This window comes from Streptomyces sp. JJ38, assembly GCF_019303475.1.
Taxonomy (GTDB): Bacteria; Actinomycetota; Actinomycetes; order Streptomycetales; family Streptomycetaceae; genus Streptomyces.
In genome coordinates this window covers 18,208-35,162 of the sequence record NZ_JABLSI010000033.1, presented here as the reverse complement: position 1 = coordinate 35,162, position 16,955 = coordinate 18,208, and the positions used below count along the sequence as shown (strand labels likewise).

Annotated in this window: 18 protein-coding genes; 3 read left to right on the top strand and 15 right to left on the bottom strand. The window is 73.0% G+C overall.

All coding sequences use genetic code 11. The features are described from left to right. Positions 1-31 precede the first annotated feature (31 nt). The 4 genes from HPT28_RS18205 to HPT28_RS18190 all read right to left on the bottom strand — a co-directional run bounded on the left by HPT28_RS18205 (position 32) and on the right by HPT28_RS18190 (position 3,356). On the bottom strand, positions 32-760 hold the full coding sequence (locus HPT28_RS18205; RefSeq protein WP_219092185.1) for a hypothetical protein: 729 nt from the start codon (positions 758-760) through the stop codon (positions 32-34). A 142-nt stretch (positions 761-902) separates the two neighbouring features. Further along, the gene (locus HPT28_RS18200; protein ID WP_219092184.1) at positions 903-1,877 is read right to left on the bottom strand and encodes an ABC transporter substrate-binding protein; all 975 of its coding nucleotides are present in this window, start codon (positions 1,875-1,877) and stop codon (positions 903-905) included. Then, positions 1,874-2,623: an ABC transporter permease gene (locus HPT28_RS18195; RefSeq protein WP_219092183.1), complete on the bottom strand. Its 750-nt coding sequence runs from the start codon at positions 2,621-2,623 to the stop codon at positions 1,874-1,876. Before HPT28_RS18195 ends, HPT28_RS18200 begins: the two co-directional genes overlap by 4 nt. A gap of 1 nt (position 2,624) precedes the next feature. After that, positions 2,625-3,356 (bottom strand): ABC transporter permease, encoded by a 732-nt coding sequence (locus HPT28_RS18190; protein ID WP_219092182.1) that lies wholly within the window; start codon positions 3,354-3,356, stop codon positions 2,625-2,627. Between the two features lie 92 nt (positions 3,357-3,448). Here HPT28_RS18190 and HPT28_RS18185 point away from each other — a divergent pair, with 92 nt between their 5' ends. After that, on the top strand, positions 3,449-4,627 hold the full coding sequence (locus HPT28_RS18185; RefSeq protein ID WP_219092181.1) for an ABC transporter ATP-binding protein: 1,179 nt from the start codon (positions 3,449-3,451) through the stop codon (positions 4,625-4,627). 68 nt (positions 4,628-4,695) lie between these two features. After that, positions 4,696-5,193: a methylated-DNA--[protein]-cysteine S-methyltransferase gene (locus HPT28_RS18180; protein ID WP_308119344.1), complete on the top strand. Its 498-nt coding sequence runs from the start codon at positions 4,696-4,698 to the stop codon at positions 5,191-5,193. A 31-nt stretch (positions 5,194-5,224) separates the two neighbouring features. Here HPT28_RS18180 and HPT28_RS18175 read toward each other — a convergent pair whose 3' ends face one another. The 11 genes from HPT28_RS18175 to dacB all read right to left on the bottom strand — a co-directional run bounded on the left by HPT28_RS18175 (position 5,225) and on the right by dacB (position 16,378). After that, complete coding sequence (locus HPT28_RS18175; protein ID WP_219092180.1) at positions 5,225-5,716, bottom strand: DUF3180 domain-containing protein; 492 nt, start codon at positions 5,714-5,716, stop codon at positions 5,225-5,227. 2 nt (positions 5,717-5,718) lie between these two features. Next, complete coding sequence (folK, locus tag HPT28_RS18170) at positions 5,719-6,315, bottom strand: 2-amino-4-hydroxy-6-hydroxymethyldihydropteridine diphosphokinase (RefSeq protein ID WP_219092179.1); 597 nt, start codon at positions 6,313-6,315, stop codon at positions 5,719-5,721. Further along, complete coding sequence (folB, locus tag HPT28_RS18165) at positions 6,312-6,671, bottom strand: dihydroneopterin aldolase (protein ID WP_219092178.1); 360 nt, start codon at positions 6,669-6,671, stop codon at positions 6,312-6,314. The genes folK and folB overlap by 4 nt, the downstream gene beginning before the upstream one ends. 290 nt (positions 6,672-6,961) lie before the next feature. After that, positions 6,962-7,480 (bottom strand): nuclear transport factor 2 family protein, encoded by a 519-nt coding sequence (locus tag HPT28_RS18160; RefSeq protein ID WP_219092177.1) that lies wholly within the window; start codon positions 7,478-7,480, stop codon positions 6,962-6,964. Continuing rightward, positions 7,477-8,340 (bottom strand): dihydropteroate synthase, encoded by an 864-nt coding sequence (gene folP / locus HPT28_RS18155; RefSeq protein ID WP_374226983.1) that lies wholly within the window; start codon positions 8,338-8,340, stop codon positions 7,477-7,479. Before folP ends, HPT28_RS18160 begins: the two co-directional genes overlap by 4 nt. A gap of 268 nt (positions 8,341-8,608) precedes the next feature. Beyond that, positions 8,609-9,232, bottom strand: coding sequence for a GTP cyclohydrolase I FolE (gene folE / locus HPT28_RS18150; protein WP_219092175.1), 624 nt, complete (start codon positions 9,230-9,232; stop codon positions 8,609-8,611). A gap of 154 nt (positions 9,233-9,386) precedes the next feature. Next, positions 9,387-11,432, bottom strand: coding sequence for an ATP-dependent zinc metalloprotease FtsH (ftsH, locus tag HPT28_RS18145; protein ID WP_219092174.1), 2,046 nt, complete (start codon positions 11,430-11,432; stop codon positions 9,387-9,389). A gap of 168 nt (positions 11,433-11,600) precedes the next feature. After that, positions 11,601-12,140 carry a hypoxanthine phosphoribosyltransferase gene (hpt, locus tag HPT28_RS18140; RefSeq protein ID WP_219092219.1) on the bottom strand — a complete coding sequence of 180 codons (540 nt, stop codon included), beginning with the start codon at positions 12,138-12,140 and terminating at the stop codon, positions 11,601-11,603. 97 nt (positions 12,141-12,237) lie between these two features. Then, a complete protein-coding gene (gene tilS, locus HPT28_RS18135; RefSeq protein ID WP_219092173.1) occupies positions 12,238-13,353 on the bottom strand; it encodes a tRNA lysidine(34) synthetase TilS in 1,116 nt (371 codons plus the stop codon). Positions 13,354-13,592: 239 nt separating this feature from the next. Further along, positions 13,593-14,696: a zinc-dependent metalloprotease gene (locus HPT28_RS18130; RefSeq protein WP_219092218.1), complete on the bottom strand. Its 1,104-nt coding sequence runs from the start codon at positions 14,694-14,696 to the stop codon at positions 13,593-13,595. Between the two features lie 116 nt (positions 14,697-14,812). After that, complete coding sequence (gene dacB / locus HPT28_RS18125) at positions 14,813-16,378, bottom strand: D-alanyl-D-alanine carboxypeptidase/D-alanyl-D-alanine-endopeptidase (RefSeq protein ID WP_219092172.1); 1,566 nt, start codon at positions 16,376-16,378, stop codon at positions 14,813-14,815. 56 nt (positions 16,379-16,434) lie between these two features. Between dacB and HPT28_RS18120 the strand changes: the two genes are divergently transcribed. Next, the gene (locus HPT28_RS18120) at positions 16,435-16,929 is read left to right on the top strand and encodes an inorganic diphosphatase (protein ID WP_219092171.1); all 495 of its coding nucleotides are present in this window, start codon (positions 16,435-16,437) and stop codon (positions 16,927-16,929) included. Positions 16,930-16,955: the final 26 nt, after the last annotated feature.

Here is a 16,955-nt window from a genome sequence, read left to right as displayed (position 1 = left end):
CACGCCGGGCCGCGGAGCCGCCGGACGCACGCTACGAGATGCGCCGGCGGCGCAGGCCCGACTCGACGGGCCGGGGCTCCTCGGCCCCGCGGTCGGCCAGGTCGATGACGTTGGCCGCGGAGCGCGACGGAGCCGGCTCGCGGCGGCCCGCGGCGAAGTAGTCGAAGCCGCCCTCGGCGTCCGGGAGCCGGGCGCCCAGGGCGGCCCGGGCCTCCATCCGTTCCAGCACGGCGAAGGCCCGCTGGAAGGCCGCAGGGTCGAGCCGGGCGGCCGAGCGGCCCGGGGGCAGGGCCTTCGCCGGCTCGGCCGCGGTGATGGCCAGTTGACGGCGGCCCTCCAGCGCCGTGGCGCGGTCCGACTCGGCGTGGGCGTACCGGCGCAGGAGCGCGGCGTGCTCGGTGCGGAGCCGTTCGAACTCCGCCCGCTTGGCCCGCAGTTCCCGCGCCGACTCGGCGCGTAGCCGACGGGACTCCTCCAGATCCTCTTCGAGTTCGGCGCAGCGCTCCTCGACCTGCCACTCCATGCTGCGCCGCGCCGCCTGGGCCTCGGCAAGGCGGCGACCCGCCGTGCGGTCCCAGCGGCGCAGCAGCCCGACGCCGACGAGGGCGGTGGCGGCCGCCCCCGTGGCGAGGGCGCGCGGCAGCAGCCCGTCACCGGCGACCCAGGCACCGCCCGCGCAGGTCAGCGCGGTAGCGGCGAGGGCGGCCGGGGCGAGCATCCGGTGCAGGGGTGGGGCGTGCCGGTGACGTCCTCGTGGCATGGCCCGGAATTTACCCTGAGTGGCCTTCGTCCGGGAGGGCGCGTGGCGAATCGTTCCCAGGGGGTTATCCGACCGCGCACGCCCCCTTTGTCGCTTTGGCGCGGCCGGAACCGGGGTTCCGGCCGCGCCCGCCTCGCGCTCCTTACAGCAGGCCCTTGGACTCGAGATAGTCGCGGGCGACGTCGGCGGGCTTGCGGCGCTCGGCGTCGACCTGGCGGTTGAGCTCCGTGAGGTCCTCGGTGGTGAGCACCGCGGTCAGGGTGTTGAGGACGTCGGCGATGTCCTGGGCACCGGCGTCCTCCGCGTTGACGACGGGCACGATGTTGTCGGCGTTCTGCAACCCCTTGTCGTCCTCCAGCAGGACGAGGCCGAACTGCTCCAGCGTGGCGTCGGTGGTCGTGGTGAGCACCATGTCGTTGGTGCCGTCGGCGACGGACTGTTTGGCCTGCACCGTCCCGACGCCCTTGGGGTCGAGCGCGGCGATGTCGATGCCGTACGTCTTCTCCAGCCCCGGCTGGCAGAAGGGGCGTTCGGGGCACTCGTCGCCGGCGGCGAGCTTGACCGCGAGGCCCTTCTCGCCGAGGTCGGTGAGCGTCGTCAGACCGTGTGCGTCGGCGAGGTCCGCGCTCACCGCGAAGGCGTTCTGGTCGACCGCGTCGCCGGCTTCGAGGACGGCGAGACCGCGCTCCTCGGCGAGCTTCTCCAGCGCCGCCATGGTGGCGTCGACGTCGTTGCTCGCGACGGGCTTCGCGGTGGCCTTCTCGGCGCCGTTGACCTTGGCGTTCAGGAACTCCGCCAGGGTGGCCGCGTACTCGGGGACGACGTCGATCTCCCCCTTCTCCAGGGAGGGTTCGTACAGCTCGCGGTTGGCGACCCGCTGGACCCGGGTGTCGTAGCCGGCCTCCGCGAGGAGCTGGGCGTACATCCGGGCCATGATCTCGGACTCGGTGAAGCCCGCGGAGCCGACGACCAGGCTGCCCTTGTCCTGCTCGCCTGCCGTTCCGCCCTCCTCCTCCAGGCTCTCGCCGCCACAGGCCGTCAGCCCGGCGGCGAGCACGGCCGCCACGAGGACGGCGGTGCCGCGCGCGGCTCCTCGTCCGGTGCGGGTGAATCTCACGGTACTGCTCCTTCGGTCGGTTCGGTGGCTGACTGCGTCGGAGGCGCCGCGGGGGCCGCCCGGAGGGCCCGGCGACGGCGGCGCATCGGGTCGAGGAGCCGGTCGGCGAGAACGAGCACGCCCTCGACGGCCAGCGCGAGGGCCGCGACGAGGAGCGCCCCGGCGACGACCTGCGGGGTGTCGTAGGTGCGGAAGCCCGCGGTGATGACGCGGCCGAGACCGCCGCCACCGGGCAGGGCGGCCAGCGTCACCGTCGCCACGACCTGGACGGCGGCCGAGCGGACGCCCGTCATGATGAGCGGGTAGGCGAGCGGGAGTTCGGTGCGCCACAGGAGCTGCGGCCCCGACATGCCCATGCCCCGGGCGGCCTCGACCACGCCCCGGTCGGCTTCCCGCATGCCGACGTAGGCGTTCGTGAGGAGCGGCGGGACGGCGAACAGCACCAGGGCGATGACGGTGGGCCAGTCCCCGTGCCGCCCCAGCGGGGTGAGGCCGAGCAGGACCAGCACCGCGAAGGTGGGCACGGCCCGGCCGATGTTGGAGAGGTTGACGGCCAGGGCGCCGCCGCGCCCGATGTGGCCGAGCCACAGCGCGAGCGGCAGCGCGATGGCGCAGGCGAGCGCGAGACAGGCCACGGTGAGGAAGACGTGCTCGCCGAGCCGCTCCCACACCCCGCCGGGGCCGCTCCAGTTGGCGCCGTCGGCCAGCCACTCCCAGGTGTCGGTCACGATGTTCCCCGCGGCCATCTCACACCACCCGCTCGGCTCGCCGGGCCCAGCGGACCGGCCGACGGCTCGGTCGCTCGCGGCCCGCTCGCTGCCAGGGCGTCAGCAGCCGCTGGACGCCGAGGAGGAGGATGTCGAGGAGGACGGCCAGGGCCACGCACAGCACGGAGGCCGTCGCGACCTCCGCTTTGAAGAACCCCTGCATGCCGCTGTAGACGAGGTTGCCCAGGCCGCCGTAGCCGACGATCGCGCCGACCGTCGTCAGGGACACGGTGGAGACGGTGGCGATCCGCACTCCGGCGAGCACCCCGGGCAGGGCCAGGGGCAGTTCGACGGAGAAGAGCAGCCGGACCGGCCCGTATCCCATGCCGCGCGCCGCCTCGCGGGTCTCCTCGGGCACGGAGGCCAGCCCGGTGAGGATGTTCCGGACGAGGAGGGTGAGCGCGTACAGCACCAGACCGGTGACGACGACGGCGGCGGAGAGTCCGAGCAACGGGAGCAGCAGGGCGAACATGGCCAGGGAGGGGATGGTGTAGAGGACCGTCGTCAGGCCGAGGACGGGCCCGGCGGCGGCGCGCCAGCGACGCGCGACGAGCGCGAGCGGGAACGCGACGAGCAGCGCGATGCCGACGGCGGCGAGGGTGATCCAGACGTGCTGCACCGTCGCGTCGGTCAGCTCCTGGCTCCGGGTGCGTACATACTCCGCACAGATCCAGTCGTTGGCGGCCAGGCAGCTCTCCGTCCCCGTCGTCATCACCCCGAGACCCTAACCCGCACGAGTGACAGAAGGGTCGGAAGCGGTGACAGTAACGGGTGGCACAATGGCCGCCCGACGGAAGGGTGGCCATGATCCGATTCGAACGGGTGACCAAGCGGTATCCGGGCGGCACGGTCGCCGTGGACGAGCTGTCGTTCGAGGTGGCCGAGGGGGAACTGGTCACCCTCGTCGGCCCGTCGGGGTGCGGCAAGACGACGACGATGAAGATGGTCAACCGCCTCATCGAGCCCACCGACGGCCGCATCCTGCTCGACGGCGAGGACGTCGCCGCGACCGACCCCGTGAAGCTGCGGCGGCGCATCGGCTACGTCATCCAGCAGGTCGGCCTCTTCCCGCACAAGACCGTGCTGGACAACACCGCGACCGTGCCCGTGCTTCTCGGAGCCTCCCGGTCTGCCGCCCGGCGCCGCGCGGCGGAGCTGCTCGACCTCGTGGGGCTCGACCCGGCCGTCCACGGCGGCCGATACCCCGAGCAGCTCTCCGGGGGCCAGCGGCAGCGCGTCGGCGTCGCCCGCGCCCTGGCCGCCGACCCGCCGGTGCTGCTGATGGACGAGCCCTTCGGCGCCGTGGACCCGGTGGTCCGCGAGCACCTCCAGACCGAGTTCCTGCGCCTCCAGTCCGAGGTGCGCAAGACGGTCCTCTTCGTCACCCACGACATCGAGGAGGCCGTCCGCCTGGGCGACCGCATCGCCGTCTACGGGCACGGCCGGATCGAGCAGCTCGACAGCCCCGCCCGCCTGCTGGGCGCCCCCGCGACGCCGTACGTGGCCGAGTTCGTCGGGGCGGACCGCGGGCTGAAGCGGCTCTCGGTGACCCCCATCGAGCCCGGTGACCTGGAGCAGCCGCCCGTCGTCCGCCTCGGCGACCGGCTCGACCGGGCCACCGCGCGGCTGCGGGCCGAGGGCGCCCGCTGGGCCGTCGTCCTGGACGACGCCGGCGCCCTGCACGGCTGGGTCGCGGCCGGGGCACTCGCCGAACCCGGCGCGACGGCGGACGACGGGGCGGTACGGTCCCGGGCGCGCCGCATGGACGCCTGGCTGCCGCTGGGGGCCTCGCTCAAGCAGGCCTTCGCCACGATGCTGCAGTACGACGCGGGCTGGGTCGCCGTCCTGGACGGGGACCGGTTCGCCGGGGTGCTCACCCCGGCCCGACTGCACGAGGCGCTGCGGCGGTCCGTCGCCGCGGACTCCCCCGAGAACGCCGACGTGCCCCGCGACGCCGTCACACTGGACGGCGTCCACCGCTGAGGCCGACCGCCCACGACGGCGTCCGAAATCCGCCGGTCCGGGGCCGCCGGCCGACGCAGACTGGTGGTGTGAACACCTACGCGAACCGCACCCACACCGTCCTGGACTCTCCCCTCGGGCCCCTCACCCTCGTGGCCGAGGACGGCGTGCTGCGCGGCCTCTACATGACGGACCAGCGCCACCGGCCGCCCGAGGCGAGCTTCGGCGTGCCGGACCCGGAGGGCTTCGCGGACGTCACCGCCCAGCTCGGCGAGTACTTCGCGGGCGAGCGGACGGCCTTCTCCCTGCCGCTGGCCCTGGAGGGCACCCCGTTCCAGCGCACGGTGTGGGCGGCGCTGTGCGAGATCCCGTACGGCGAGACCGTCTCCTACGGCGAGCTGGCCGAACACATCGGCCGCCCCACCGCCTCCCGGGCCGTGGGCATGGCCAACGGCCGCAACCCCGTCGGCATCATCGTGCCCTGCCACCGCGTCGTCGGCGCGTCGGGCAGTCTCACCGGCTACGGCGGCGGCCTGGACCGCAAGCGCCAACTACTCGACTTCGAACGCCGCACCGCCAACGCCTGACCGCCGACCCCACCCGACCGGGGCCCGGGGTTCAGGTCGTGGGGGCGGGGGAGGCCGGGTCCTCGTCCTCGGGGAGGCGGCACACGTGTTGCAGCCACAGGGCGACGGCGACGATCGCGGCGGCCGCCACAACGGAGAGCCCCGCGTAGAGGGCCTGTTCGCGGCGGGCGCCGACCTGGAACAGGTCCGAGGTCAGCAGGTGGACGCCCATCCCGCCGTAGACCCCCGCGACGAAGGCGCCGACGAGCGCGCTCGCCTGACCGAACAGCACGGCGCGGGCGGCCATCATCGGCTCCACCGCCCTGACGTCGGCCCGGCGCTCCCGCTGGCCCTTCAGCCGGCCGCGCAGCGACAGCGTCGTGGCCAGGAGGATCGCCGCGATACCGGCCAGCACGATGGGGGCCGGGGCCGGGACGGCGGGCAGGGTGCCGAGGTTGTCCCACAGGCCCGAACCGGCCCAGGAGAGGACGCCGGTCAGGACGAAGACCCCGACCAGGGTGCGCAGGCGGAGCTGTTTGACCATGACTACTCGGGCAGGGCCAGCGTGAGGTCGGAGCGCAGCGTGACGCCCTCCCGCGGGACTCCGCGCAGCAGGTCCGCCACGGTGCCCACGCCGGGGACCTCCGCCTCCGGGTCCACGTCGTGCCACGGCACGAGGACGAAGGCCCGCTCGTGCGCGCGCGGATGCGGCAGCGTCAGCCCCGGGTCGCCGGAGACGACGTCCTGATAGGACACGATGTCCACGTCGATCGTGCGCGGGCCCCAACGCTCGGAGCGTTCCCGCTGGAACGCCTCCTCGATCGCCTGGCCGCGCTCCAGCAGGGAGGACGGCGGCAGCGTCGTCTTCACCAGGACGACGGCGTTGAAGTACGGCGGCTGGGACTGCGGGTCCACGCCCCAGGGCTGGGTCTCGTAGACCGGGGAGACGGCCTTGACCCGCAGGCCCGGGGTCTCCTCCAGCGCGTCGACGGCACCCTGCAGGGTCTCGAGCCGGTTGCCGAGGTTGCTCCCGAGGGCGAGGACGGCGCGTTTCGGGTTGTGCAGCGTGGAGTCGGCGGCGTCCACCTGGCGCACCACGGAAGCCGGTACCGGCTGCACGGTCGGGTCACTGTTCGGCGTCATGATCGGCTCCGCTTGATGGTGATGGTCACGTCGTCAAAGGGCACGGTGATCGGGGCCTCCGGCTTGTGGACGACCACCTCCACCTCGTGCACCGCCTCGTGAGTGAGGCATTGATCGGCGATCCGCTGGGCCAGTGTCTCGATGAGGTCCACCGGCTCCCCCGTGACGATGGCGTGAACCTGCTCGGCGACCACGCCGTAGTGCACCGTCTTTCCCAGCTCGTCCCCCGCGGCGGCGGCCCGGGTGTCCACCCCCATGTCCACGTCGACGACGAAGAGCTGGCCCTCGGTACGTTCGTGCTCGAAGACCCCGTGATACCCCCGTGCTCTCAGCCCGCGTACGGCTACTCGATCCACGAGTGCATCACCCCATTCGTCATCCGTGTCACGCCACCGTTCTGTGTCGCTTCATCCGGTTCTGTCCTTGTGGCACAGCCGTCTCGGCCGTACCGGCGCCGCATCGAATCTACCCGCGCACACCGACAGCGGGTGCGCGCGGGGCCCGACCGCGCCGCGCGGGGTGACGGATGACACGGACGGCGGCGGAGCGGCCCGAGGCGCGCCTACCCACAAGGCGCGGACCCGACGCCGGTATTCCCCCCGGTGACACTCCTGTGGGTGACGGGCGGACGCACCCCCCGCGGCCCTCAGCCCTCCGGGCCCGTCGAATCCCCGCCGGCCTCGTCGTCCGGGGCCTCGTCCGCCGCGTCGTCCGACTCGTCGGAATCCTCGGCGATGACGGGCGAGCCGTGGTGGGACCAGAGCCGCCAGACGCCGTCGACGTCGCGACGGAAGACGTTGGTGGCCACCACCAGCCCGCCGATCAGCTCCCCCGCCGAGCCGTCGGCCTCGGCCGGGCCTCCGCTGAGGATGTTCTCCGTACACGTCACCAGCGCCGCGTCCCCGACGACCGAGACCTCCACGTCGGTCAGGAAGAACTGGATGTACTCCGTGTTGGCCATGATCAGCGCATACGACCGCAGCACCTCGCCGCGACCGCGCAGAACCGGCCAGCCCGGATGGACGACGCTCACGTCGCCGTCCAGCCAGAGCACGGCCAGGGCCTCGTAGTCCCCCTGCTCCAGCGCGTCGTACAGCGCCCGGTTCGCCGCCTCGACCGCCGCGGCGGCGGCCTCGGTGTCGTGGCCGGAGTCGCGCGAGGTCATCGAGCGGCCTCCGCGACAGCCCGGGCGACCCGGACGGCGTCGGCGCTGGCCCGCACCTCGTGCACCCGCACGGCCCAGGCGCCGTCCCGCGCCGCCAGCGCGGAGACGGCCGCCGTGGCCGCGTCCCGCTCCCGGGCGGGCGGCGGGGCCGAGCCGGGCTCGCCCGCCAGCACGCGGCCCAGGAAACGCTTGCGGGAGGCCGCCACCAGCAGCGGGCGCCCCAGCGCGGCGTCGAGCTCTCGCAGCGCGGCGACCAGCGCGAGGTCGTGCTCGGCGTTCTTCGCGAAGCCCAGCCCCGGGTCGACCACGACGCGCTCGATCGCGATACCGCCCGCGACCGCCTGGTCCAGCGCGGACCGCAGCTCGTCGGTCACCTCGCGGACGACGTCCCCGTAGACGGCGCGGTCGTTCATGTCGACGGACTGCCCCCGCCAGTGCATGACGACAAACGGAACCCCGGCCTCCGCGACCACCGGCACCATGTCCGGGTCCGCCCGCCCGCCGCTGACGTCGTTCACGAGCCGCGCCCCGGCGGCGACGGCCCGCTCGGCCACGGACGCGCGCATGGTGTCGACGCTGACGAGGACGCCCTCGCCGACCAGCCCGCGCACGACCGGGAGGACGCGCCGCAGCTCCTCCTCCTCGTCCACCCGCAGGGCGCCGGGGCGCGTCGACTCACCGCCGACGTCCACCAGGTCGGCGCCCTCGGCCACCAGATCGAGGCCGTGCTTGACCGCCGCGGTGGTGTCGAACCAGCGGCCCCCGTCCGAGAAGGAGTCGGGCGTGACGTTGATCACGCCCATCACCCCGCACCGCCCCCACTCCGGAAGGCCGTGGGCGGTTCGCAGAGGACGGTGCATGGCGCTCATGCGTCCAGAGTAGGCCCCACCCCGGCCTCACCCCTCCCGGCCCGCTCGGGCACGCCCGCCTCCGGCCCGGGTACGCCCGCCTCCGGCTCTGGGGGCACCTCCCAGCGACAGCTGGGGGAGTTAGCCGGGGGAGAGTGAGCCAAAGGGCGCGCCGGTGTCGAAAGGGAGGAGAGCAAGGGAGCGACGAAGGAGCGAGCGCAGTCTCGACGACTGTCGACACCGGGCAAAAGCGCCCGGCGGCGAACCGAGCCCAGGAGAATCAGCGCGCCATGATGAGGCTCATGGCTTCGGAGCGGGTGGCGGCGTCGCGGAGCTGGCCTCGGACGGCGGAGGTCAGCGTCTTGGCACCCGGCTTCCGTACGCCCCGCATCGTCATGCACATGTGCTCGCACTCGATGACGACGATGACCCCGCGCGGCTCCAGGATGCGCATGAGGGAGTCGGCGATCTGCGTCGTGAGCCGCTCCTGCACCTGCGGGCGGCGGGCGAAGACGTCCACCAGCCGGGCGAGCTTGGACAGGCCGGTGATCTTGCCACTGGTCGACGGGATGTACCCGACGTGGGCGAAGCCGACGAAGGGCACCAGGTGGTGCTCGCAGGAACTGAGCACCTCGATGTCCTTGACCAGCACCATCTCGTCGTGGCCGAGATCGAACGTCGTGGTCAGGACGTCCTCCGGGCGCTGCCGCAGCCCGGCGAATATCTCCTGGTAGGCCCGTGCGACCCGGGCGGGGGTCTCCCGCAGGCCCTCGCGGTCCGGGTCCTCTCCGACCGCGATGAGCAACTCGCGGATGGCGTTCTCGGCGCGCTTCTCGTCGAACTCGCCGATCGCGTCGAACTCGCCGACCGCGCCCTCGCCTGCCAGACTCACCGGGTCGATCATGGGTTGCCTCGTTCCTTGCCCGTGCGCGTGCCTGCGGCCCGCGCCCACATCGTCGCGGACCTCGCGTTCGAATAGCGTACGAAAGCGTCCGCGCCCCACAGGGTAGAACCCAGGGGGCGCGGACGGCATTCCGGGGCGTGACGCCCCTCACAGGTCAGCTCTCGCCGCGCCGCTCGACGTCGACGGAGGCGTCGGCCGGGGAGTCCACGGGGGCGTCCACCGGGCCGATCTCCTTGCCCTTCTCCAGCGACGGGGTGCCGGAGCCCGCGCCGGCGAGCTCCTTCGGCGTGGAGACCGGCGGGCGGCTCGACGGCGTCCTGCGCGTCGACCCCGTCCACGCCGGGCGGGCCGGGCGCCGGACGACGTGCTTGAAGATCTCGGCGATCTCCTCCTTGCCCAGCGTCTCCTTCTCCAGCAGCTCCAGGACGAGGTTGTCGAGGATGTCGCGGTTCTCGACAAGGATCTCCCACGCCTCGTTGTGCGCGGTCTCGATCAGCTTCTTGACCTCTTCGTCCACCAGCCCGGCGACTTCCTCGGAGTAGTCCCGCTGGTGGGCCATCTCCTTGCCGAGGAAGGGTTCGGACTGGTCGGAGCCGAACTTGATCGCGCCGAGACGTTCCGTCATCCCGTACTTGGTGACCATCGCCCGGGCCGTCGCCGTCGCCTTCTCGATGTCGTTGGCGGCGCCGGTCGTCGGGTCGTGGAAGACCAGCTCCTCGGCCGCCCGGCCGCCGAGCATGTAGGCGAGCTGGTCGAGCATCTCGTTGCGCGTGGTGGAGTACTTGTCCTCGTCGGGCAGCACCATGGTGTAGCCGAGCGCGCGGCCCCGGGACAGGATCGTGATCTTGTGCACCGGGTCGGAGTTGGGCGAGGCCGCCGCGACCAGGGCGTGTCCGCCCTCGTGGTACGCGGTGATCTTCTTCTCCTTGTCGCTCATGATCCGGGTGCGCTTCTGCGGCCCGGCCACGACGCGGTCGATCGCCTCGTCCAGGAACTTGTTGTCGATCAGCTTGGCGTTCGAGCGGGCCGCGAGCAGCGCGGCCTCGTTCAGCACGTTGTTCAGGTCCGCGCCGGTGAAGCCCGGCGTACGGCGGGCGACGGCCCCCAGGTCGACGTCCTGGGTGACCGGCTTGCCCTTCTGGTGGACCTTGAGGATCTCCAGGCGGCCCTGCATGTCCGGGCGGTCGACCGCGATCTGCCGGTCGAAGCGGCCGGGGCGCAGCAGCGCCGGGTCCAGGATGTCGGGGCGGTTGGTGGCCGCGATGAGAATGACGCCGCCCTTGACGTCGAAGCCGTCCATCTCGACGAGGAGCTGGTTCAGTGTCTGCTCGCGCTCGTCGTGGCCGCCGCCCATGCCGGCGCCGCGGTGGCGGCCGACGGCGTCGATCTCGTCGACGAAGACGATGGCCGGGGCGTTGGCCTTGGCCTGCTCGAACAGGTCACGGACGCGGCTCGCGCCGACACCGACGAACATCTCGACGAAGTCCGAGCCGGAGATCGAGTAGAACGGCACGCCCGCCTCGCCCGCGACGGCACGGGCCAGCAGCGTCTTACCGGTACCGGGCGGGCCGTAGAGCAGCACGCCCTTGGGGATCTTGGCACCGACGGCCTGGAACTTGGCCGGCTCCTGGAGGAACTCCTTGATCTCCTGGAGTTCCTCGACGGCCTCGTCCGAACCGGCGACGTCCGAGAACGTGGTCTTCGGCGTGTCCTTGGTGATCAGCTTGGCCTTCGACTTCCCGAAGTTCATGACCCGGGAGCCGCCGCCCTGCATCTGGTTCATCAGGAACAGGAAGATCACGATGATCAGCAGGAACGGCAGGAAGGAGAAGAGCATGCCGACGAACGGGCTCTGCTCCTTCGGGGTGACGGTGTACCCCTCCGGAAGCTGGTCGTCCTGGAGCTTGGCCTGCAGCACCTGAGCGAGCTCATAGCCCTGCTCGTCGATGTAGCTGGCCTTGATCTTGTTGCTGTCCTCGATCTCGACCCCGTCCTTGAGGTCGAGCTCGACAGTCTGCTCGTCGCCCGTCGAGAGCTTGGCAGAGTCCACCTGGTTCTCGCGGATCGCATTGACGACCTGGCCGGTGTCGACAGTCTTGTAGCCCTCGGACGAGCCGACGAACTGCATAAACACGACCACAGCGAGGACGGCCAGCACGATCCACATGACCGGCCCACGGAAGTATCGCTTCACGTCCATCCATACGAGGCGGTGACGCCCCGTCCCTCCTGCCATCGTGAGTTGAAAAGACCGACCTTCGGACGGTACCCCAGCATTGTCCCCCGCCGCTCGCGGGCGTGGTAAAGAGAGCCGCCCTCGCCCTTTCCAACGGAGAGGGCGGCCTGCGTGTTCCCGGGGCCCGGAGGCTCAGCCGCCGTAGACGTGCGGAGCCAGCGTGCCGACGAACGGCAGGTTGCGGTACTTCTCGGCGTAGTCGAGCCCGTAGCCGACGACGAACTCGTTCGGGATGTCGAAGCCGACCCACTTGACGTCGATCGACACCTTGGCCGCGTCCGGCTTGCGCAGCAGCGTGCACACGTTGAGCGAGGCGGGCCCGCGCGAGCCGAGGTTCGACAGCAGCCAGGACAGCGTCAGCCCGGAGTCGATGATGTCCTCGACGATGAGCACGTGCTTGTCCTGGATGTCGGTGTCCAGGTCCTTGAGGATGCGCACCACACCGGAGGACTGGGTGCCGGCCCCGTAGGACGACACCGCCATCCAGTCCATCGTGACGGGGCTCGACAGCGCCCGCGCCAGGTCCGCCATGACCATGACGGCGCCCTTGAGCACCCCGACGATCAGCAGATCCTTGCCCGCGTACTCCGCGTCGATCTTCTCGGCCAGCTCCGCCAGCTTCGCGTCGATCTCTTCCTTGGTGATGAGCACCGACTTGAGGTCGGCGCCCATGTCCTTGTCGTCCACCCTGCTGCTCTCGCCTCGTCGTTCGCCAGTCACTCGGCCACCGTCGGGAATCTCCCGGCCCGGCCGGGGGAAACCGCTCGGCTCAGCTCTCGCTCCGCCGAATGACCAGTGTGCCACCCTGCCGCAGCGCCTCGACCCGGCCGGGCAGATTGAGGGCCCGCTGACCGCGCCAGCCGGTGATGAGCCGGTCCGTCTCCTCGACGTGCCGGGCGAACAGGGAACCGGCGGGAGCGCCGGCCTCGATGGCGGCCCGGCGCAGGACCCTGCGGCGCACCGCCGGCGGCAGCGCGGCCAGGGGGGTGACGTCCAGCACCACGGTTTCCCGCTGTCGCGTCCTGCCCGGCGGGCTGATCCTCGCCCGGCTCTCCGCCTCGGCGGCCCAGGCGTCCAGCGCGTCGGCGTCGTCGCGGGAGAGCTGGGCGGTGCGCGCCAGCGCCTCGGTGACGCCCTTGCCGAGCGCCTTCTCCAGGGTGGGCATGGCCTCGTGCCGCACCCGGGAGCGCGTGAAGGCCGGGTCGGCGTTGTGCGGGTCGTCCCACACGGGCAGGGACTGGACGAGGCACGCCTTGCGGGCCGTCTGCCGGTCGACCGCGAGGAACGGGCGGCGGTAGCGGCGCTCGGCCCCGGGCTCCCCGGTCAGCGAGCCGGAGACGGCGGCCATCCCGGACAGGGAGCGGGTGCCGGAGCCGCGGGCGAGGCCGAGCAGAACCGTCTCGGCCTGGTCGTCCCGGGTGTGGCCGAGCAGGATCGCGGCGGCCCCGGTACGCACGGCGGCGGCGTCCAGGGCGGCGTAGCGGGCGTCACGGGCGGCGGCCTCCGGGCCCGGGCCGCGGCCGACGGTGACCGCCACCGACTCGATGGGCGCGAGCCCGAGAGCGGCCAGGCGGTCGGCCACCTCGCGGGCGCGGGCGGCGGAGCCGTCCTGCAGCCCGTGGTCGACGGTCACGGCCCCGGCGCGCAGGCCGAGCCGGGGCGCCTCGAAGGCGAGGGCGGAGGCGAGGGCCATGGAGTCGGCCCCGCCGGAGCAGGCCACCAGGACGAGGGGGGCGGGCCCGTCGGCCCGGAGGGACGGGGAACCGGGAACGGCGGCGGCGCCGTCCTGGTCGGGGGTGGGGCGTGCGGCCGAGTCGGCGAGCACGTCCTTCAGGGCGCGGCGGACCGCCAGGCGTATCGCGGCGACCGCGGGATGAGGACCCATGTCCGTTCACTTCCTCAAGGCTCGTGGAGCGGCGGAACAGCGAGGTGCTGTCGAGCGTCGGAGACGTCCGCTTGTCACGCTGGGTGCGTCGATGGTGACAGAGGCGGGCCGAGGCTCCGAGCATCGCACGCGGCCACACTCGGTCACGGTCCCTCGGACGGGTGATTTCCCGGCCGACCCGGCCTACGGGCACCGCCCGGAGGCCGCCCGTCCGCCGCCCCCGGCGGCGTTCCCGCTGTTCAGGCGTCGGCCGAGCGGTGCACCCGTGCGACCCAGTCCGCCGGCTCGGCGATCTCGGCCCTCGTCGGCAGTGTGTTCGGCGACGTCCACACCTTGTTGAGGCCGTCCATGCCCACCTGGTTCACCACCGTCCGCACGAAGCGGGCGCCGTCCCGGTACTGCCGCAGCTTCGCGTCCAGACCCAGCAGCCGCCGGAGCACGAGGTCGAGCCGCCCGGCCCCGGCCTGGCGGCGCTTTTGGAACTTCTCCCGGATCTCCCCGACGGCCGGCACGACGGCGGGCCCGACCCCGTCCATGACGTAGTCGGCGTGGCCCTCCAGCAGGGACATGACGGCCGTCAGCCGGTCCAGGACCTCCCGCTGGGCCGGGGTCTGCACCAGGTCGACGATGCTGCGCCCGCCCGCGCCCTCCTCCTCGTCCCGGCTCCCGGCGAACGCCTGGCCCACCTCGCGCAGCCGCTCCAGCAGCGTCGAGGGGTCGACGTCGGTCTCGGCCAGGAAGGTGTGGATCTCGCCCTCCAGATGCTCGCGCAGCCACGGCACAGCGGTGAACTGGGTGCGGTGCGTCTCCTCGTGCAGGCTGACCCACAGCCGGAAATCGTGCGGCGGGACGTCCAGTTCGCGCTCGACGTGGACGATGTTCGGAGCCACCAGCAGCAGCCGTCCGCCGCCCCCGCCGGGCGCGCCCGGCAGCTCGGCCGTCGGCGGCGCGAACGTCTCGTACTGGCCGAGCACCTTGGAGGCCATGAAGGACAGCAGCATGCCGACCTCGACACCGGCGACCTTCCCGCCCACCGCGCCCAGGACCATGCCGCCGGGCGCCTTGGCCCGCCGCTCGTGCATCTTCTTCAGCAGCGGGACGAGCAGCTCGCGGAAGCCCGCGACGTTGGCCCGGATCCAGCCGGGGCGGTCCACGACGAGGACCGGGGTGTCGGCCTGCGGCCCCCGCGGCTCCAGGCCGGTGAAGGACCGCACGTGCTCCTCGGAGGCCTTCGCGTGCCGACGCAGTTCGGCGACGACGGCGCGCGCCTCGTCCCGGCTCACCTCCGGCCCCTGGCGGACCAGGCGCGTGGCGGTCGCGGTCGCGAGGTTCCAGTCGACCATGCTGTCGGGGCTCAGCGGGTTCACAGGCTCTCCACCGTCCGGGGGCCGGGGCTCGTCATGGTTTCACCGTACGGCGTCGGCGGTGACCGGCACAGTCCGATCGGGGACGCCGCCGCTCACCGGCAGCCGCACTCCGCGAGGGCGGTGGCCAGGCGGTCGAGGGCGGCGTGCGCGGCGCCGCGGCTCTCGGTGCCGTTGGCGAGGAAGGCGAACGCCAGCAGCCGTCCGTCGGCGTCCACCACGGTCCCGGCCAGGGCGTTCACCCCGGTGAGCGTGCCCGTCTTCGCGCGCACGACGCCGGCGGCGTCCTCCGTCGCCTCGGTCCCGTACCGGCCGCCCAGGGTGCCGGTGAAGCCCGCCACGGGCATCCCGGTGAGGACGGGGCGCAGCTCCGGGTGGTCGGCGTGGGCGGCGGTGGCCAGGAGGGAGGCCAGAAGCGTCGCCGAGACCCGGCTGTCCCGGCTCAGGCCGCTGCCGTCCGCGAAGCGGGCGTGCCCGACCGGCAGGCCGAGGCCGCGCAGGACCTTCCGAGCCGCCGCCCGGGCCCCGTCGAAGTCGGCGGGCTCTCCGGTGGCGAGGGCGGTGTGCCGGGCCAGCGCCTCGGCGAGGTCGTTGTCGCTGTCGGTGAGCATGCGCTCCACCAGCCCGGCGAGCGGGGCCGAGCGGGTGGCGGCGAGCCGCCGCGCGTCCTTCGGCGCGCGGGCCCGCTCCGTCCGTCCGGCAAAGACCCCGTGCTCGTCGAGCAGCTCGGCGAAGCGGTCGGCCACCGCGGCGGCCGGGTCGGCCTCGCGCGGCGCCGGGCCCCGGCGCGAACCGTCCGTCCGGGCCGCGTTCAGCATGAGCGGGCTGAGCGGGGCGAGGTTGGGGTTGACGCCGATGGGGTGCCGCGGCTCGCCGGTGAACCGCGAGATGTCGTACCCGAGCGTCTTCGGGTGCAGCTCCTGCTCCCGCAGCGCCTCGGCCGTGTCCTCGGCCAGGGCGGCGAGGCGGTCCTCGGTCAGTGTCGGGTCGCCGCCGCCGACGAGGAGGACCCGTCGCGAGCCGGGGTCCCAGACGGTACGGGTCTCCAGCCGGTGCTCGGGGCCGAGGGCGGTCAGCGCGGCGGTCGCGGTGGCCAGCTTGATGGTGGAGGCGGGAACGAGCGGCTTGTCCCCGCCCGACTCGTAGAGCACCCGCCCGGTGGCCACGTCCACGACGGCGGCCCCGACCGTCCGGCCCAGGGCCTCGTCCTTCAGCCCGGCCCGCAGGGCCTCCGCGAGCCCACCCCGGGTGGGGGCCTCGCCGGAGGCGTCGGCCGGGCGCAGCACGGGCGGGGCGCTCGGGGCGGGCTTCGGCGCTTCCGCGGGCTCCCGCCCGGCGACGGGGCCGGGGCGGGCGTCGTCGGTGTGGCTCCCGCCACTGTCCGCCTCCAGCGCGGCCGCCCGGGAGCGTTCGGCCGTACGCTGACCGTGGTCCCAGGGGCCCGCCGCGGCCACCACACCGAGGGACACCGCGAGGCCGACGGCGGCCGAACCCGCCGTCAGCCCGAGTGTCCGTCGCTGTGGGGGAAGCGTCCGCCAGCGCTGTCGGACGTGTCCGCTCCAGCGCGCTCCGGCCCGCCGGACCGTGTCACGGAACGTGTTGGTCGACCCGTCCCCGGCCGCACCGCGCACCTTGGACCAGCCCCTTTCGCGAGCACACATCTGCGTGGGGGACACTTAATCACCAGAGAATGTGTTGATCACGGAGGAGCCTCCCAGTGGAGTTCGACGTCACCATCGAGATCCCGAAGGGTTCGCGGAACAAGTACGAGGTGGACCACGAGACCGGGCGCATCCGCCTGGACCGCCACCTGTTCACTTCGACCGTCTACCCGGCCGACTACGGGTTCGTCGACGGCACCCTCGGCGAGGACGGTGACCCGCTGGACGCCCTCGTGCTGCTGGACGAGCCGACGTTTCCGGGCTGCATCATCAAGTGCCGCGCGATCGGCATGTTCCGGATGACGGACGAGGCCGGCGGCGACGACAAGCTGCTGTGCGTCCCCGCCTCCGACCCGCGGATGGAGCACCTGCGCGACATCCACCACGTCTCGGAGTTCGACCGGCTGGAGATCCAGCACTTCTTCGAGGTCTACAAGGACCTGGAGCCCGGCAAGTCCGTCGAGGGCGCCAACTGGGTCGGTCGCACCGAGGCCGAGGCCGAGGTCGAGGCCTCCATCAAGCGGCTGGAGGCCAGCGGCGGCGCCCACTGAGGCCGCCCACGGCGCGTACGACGACG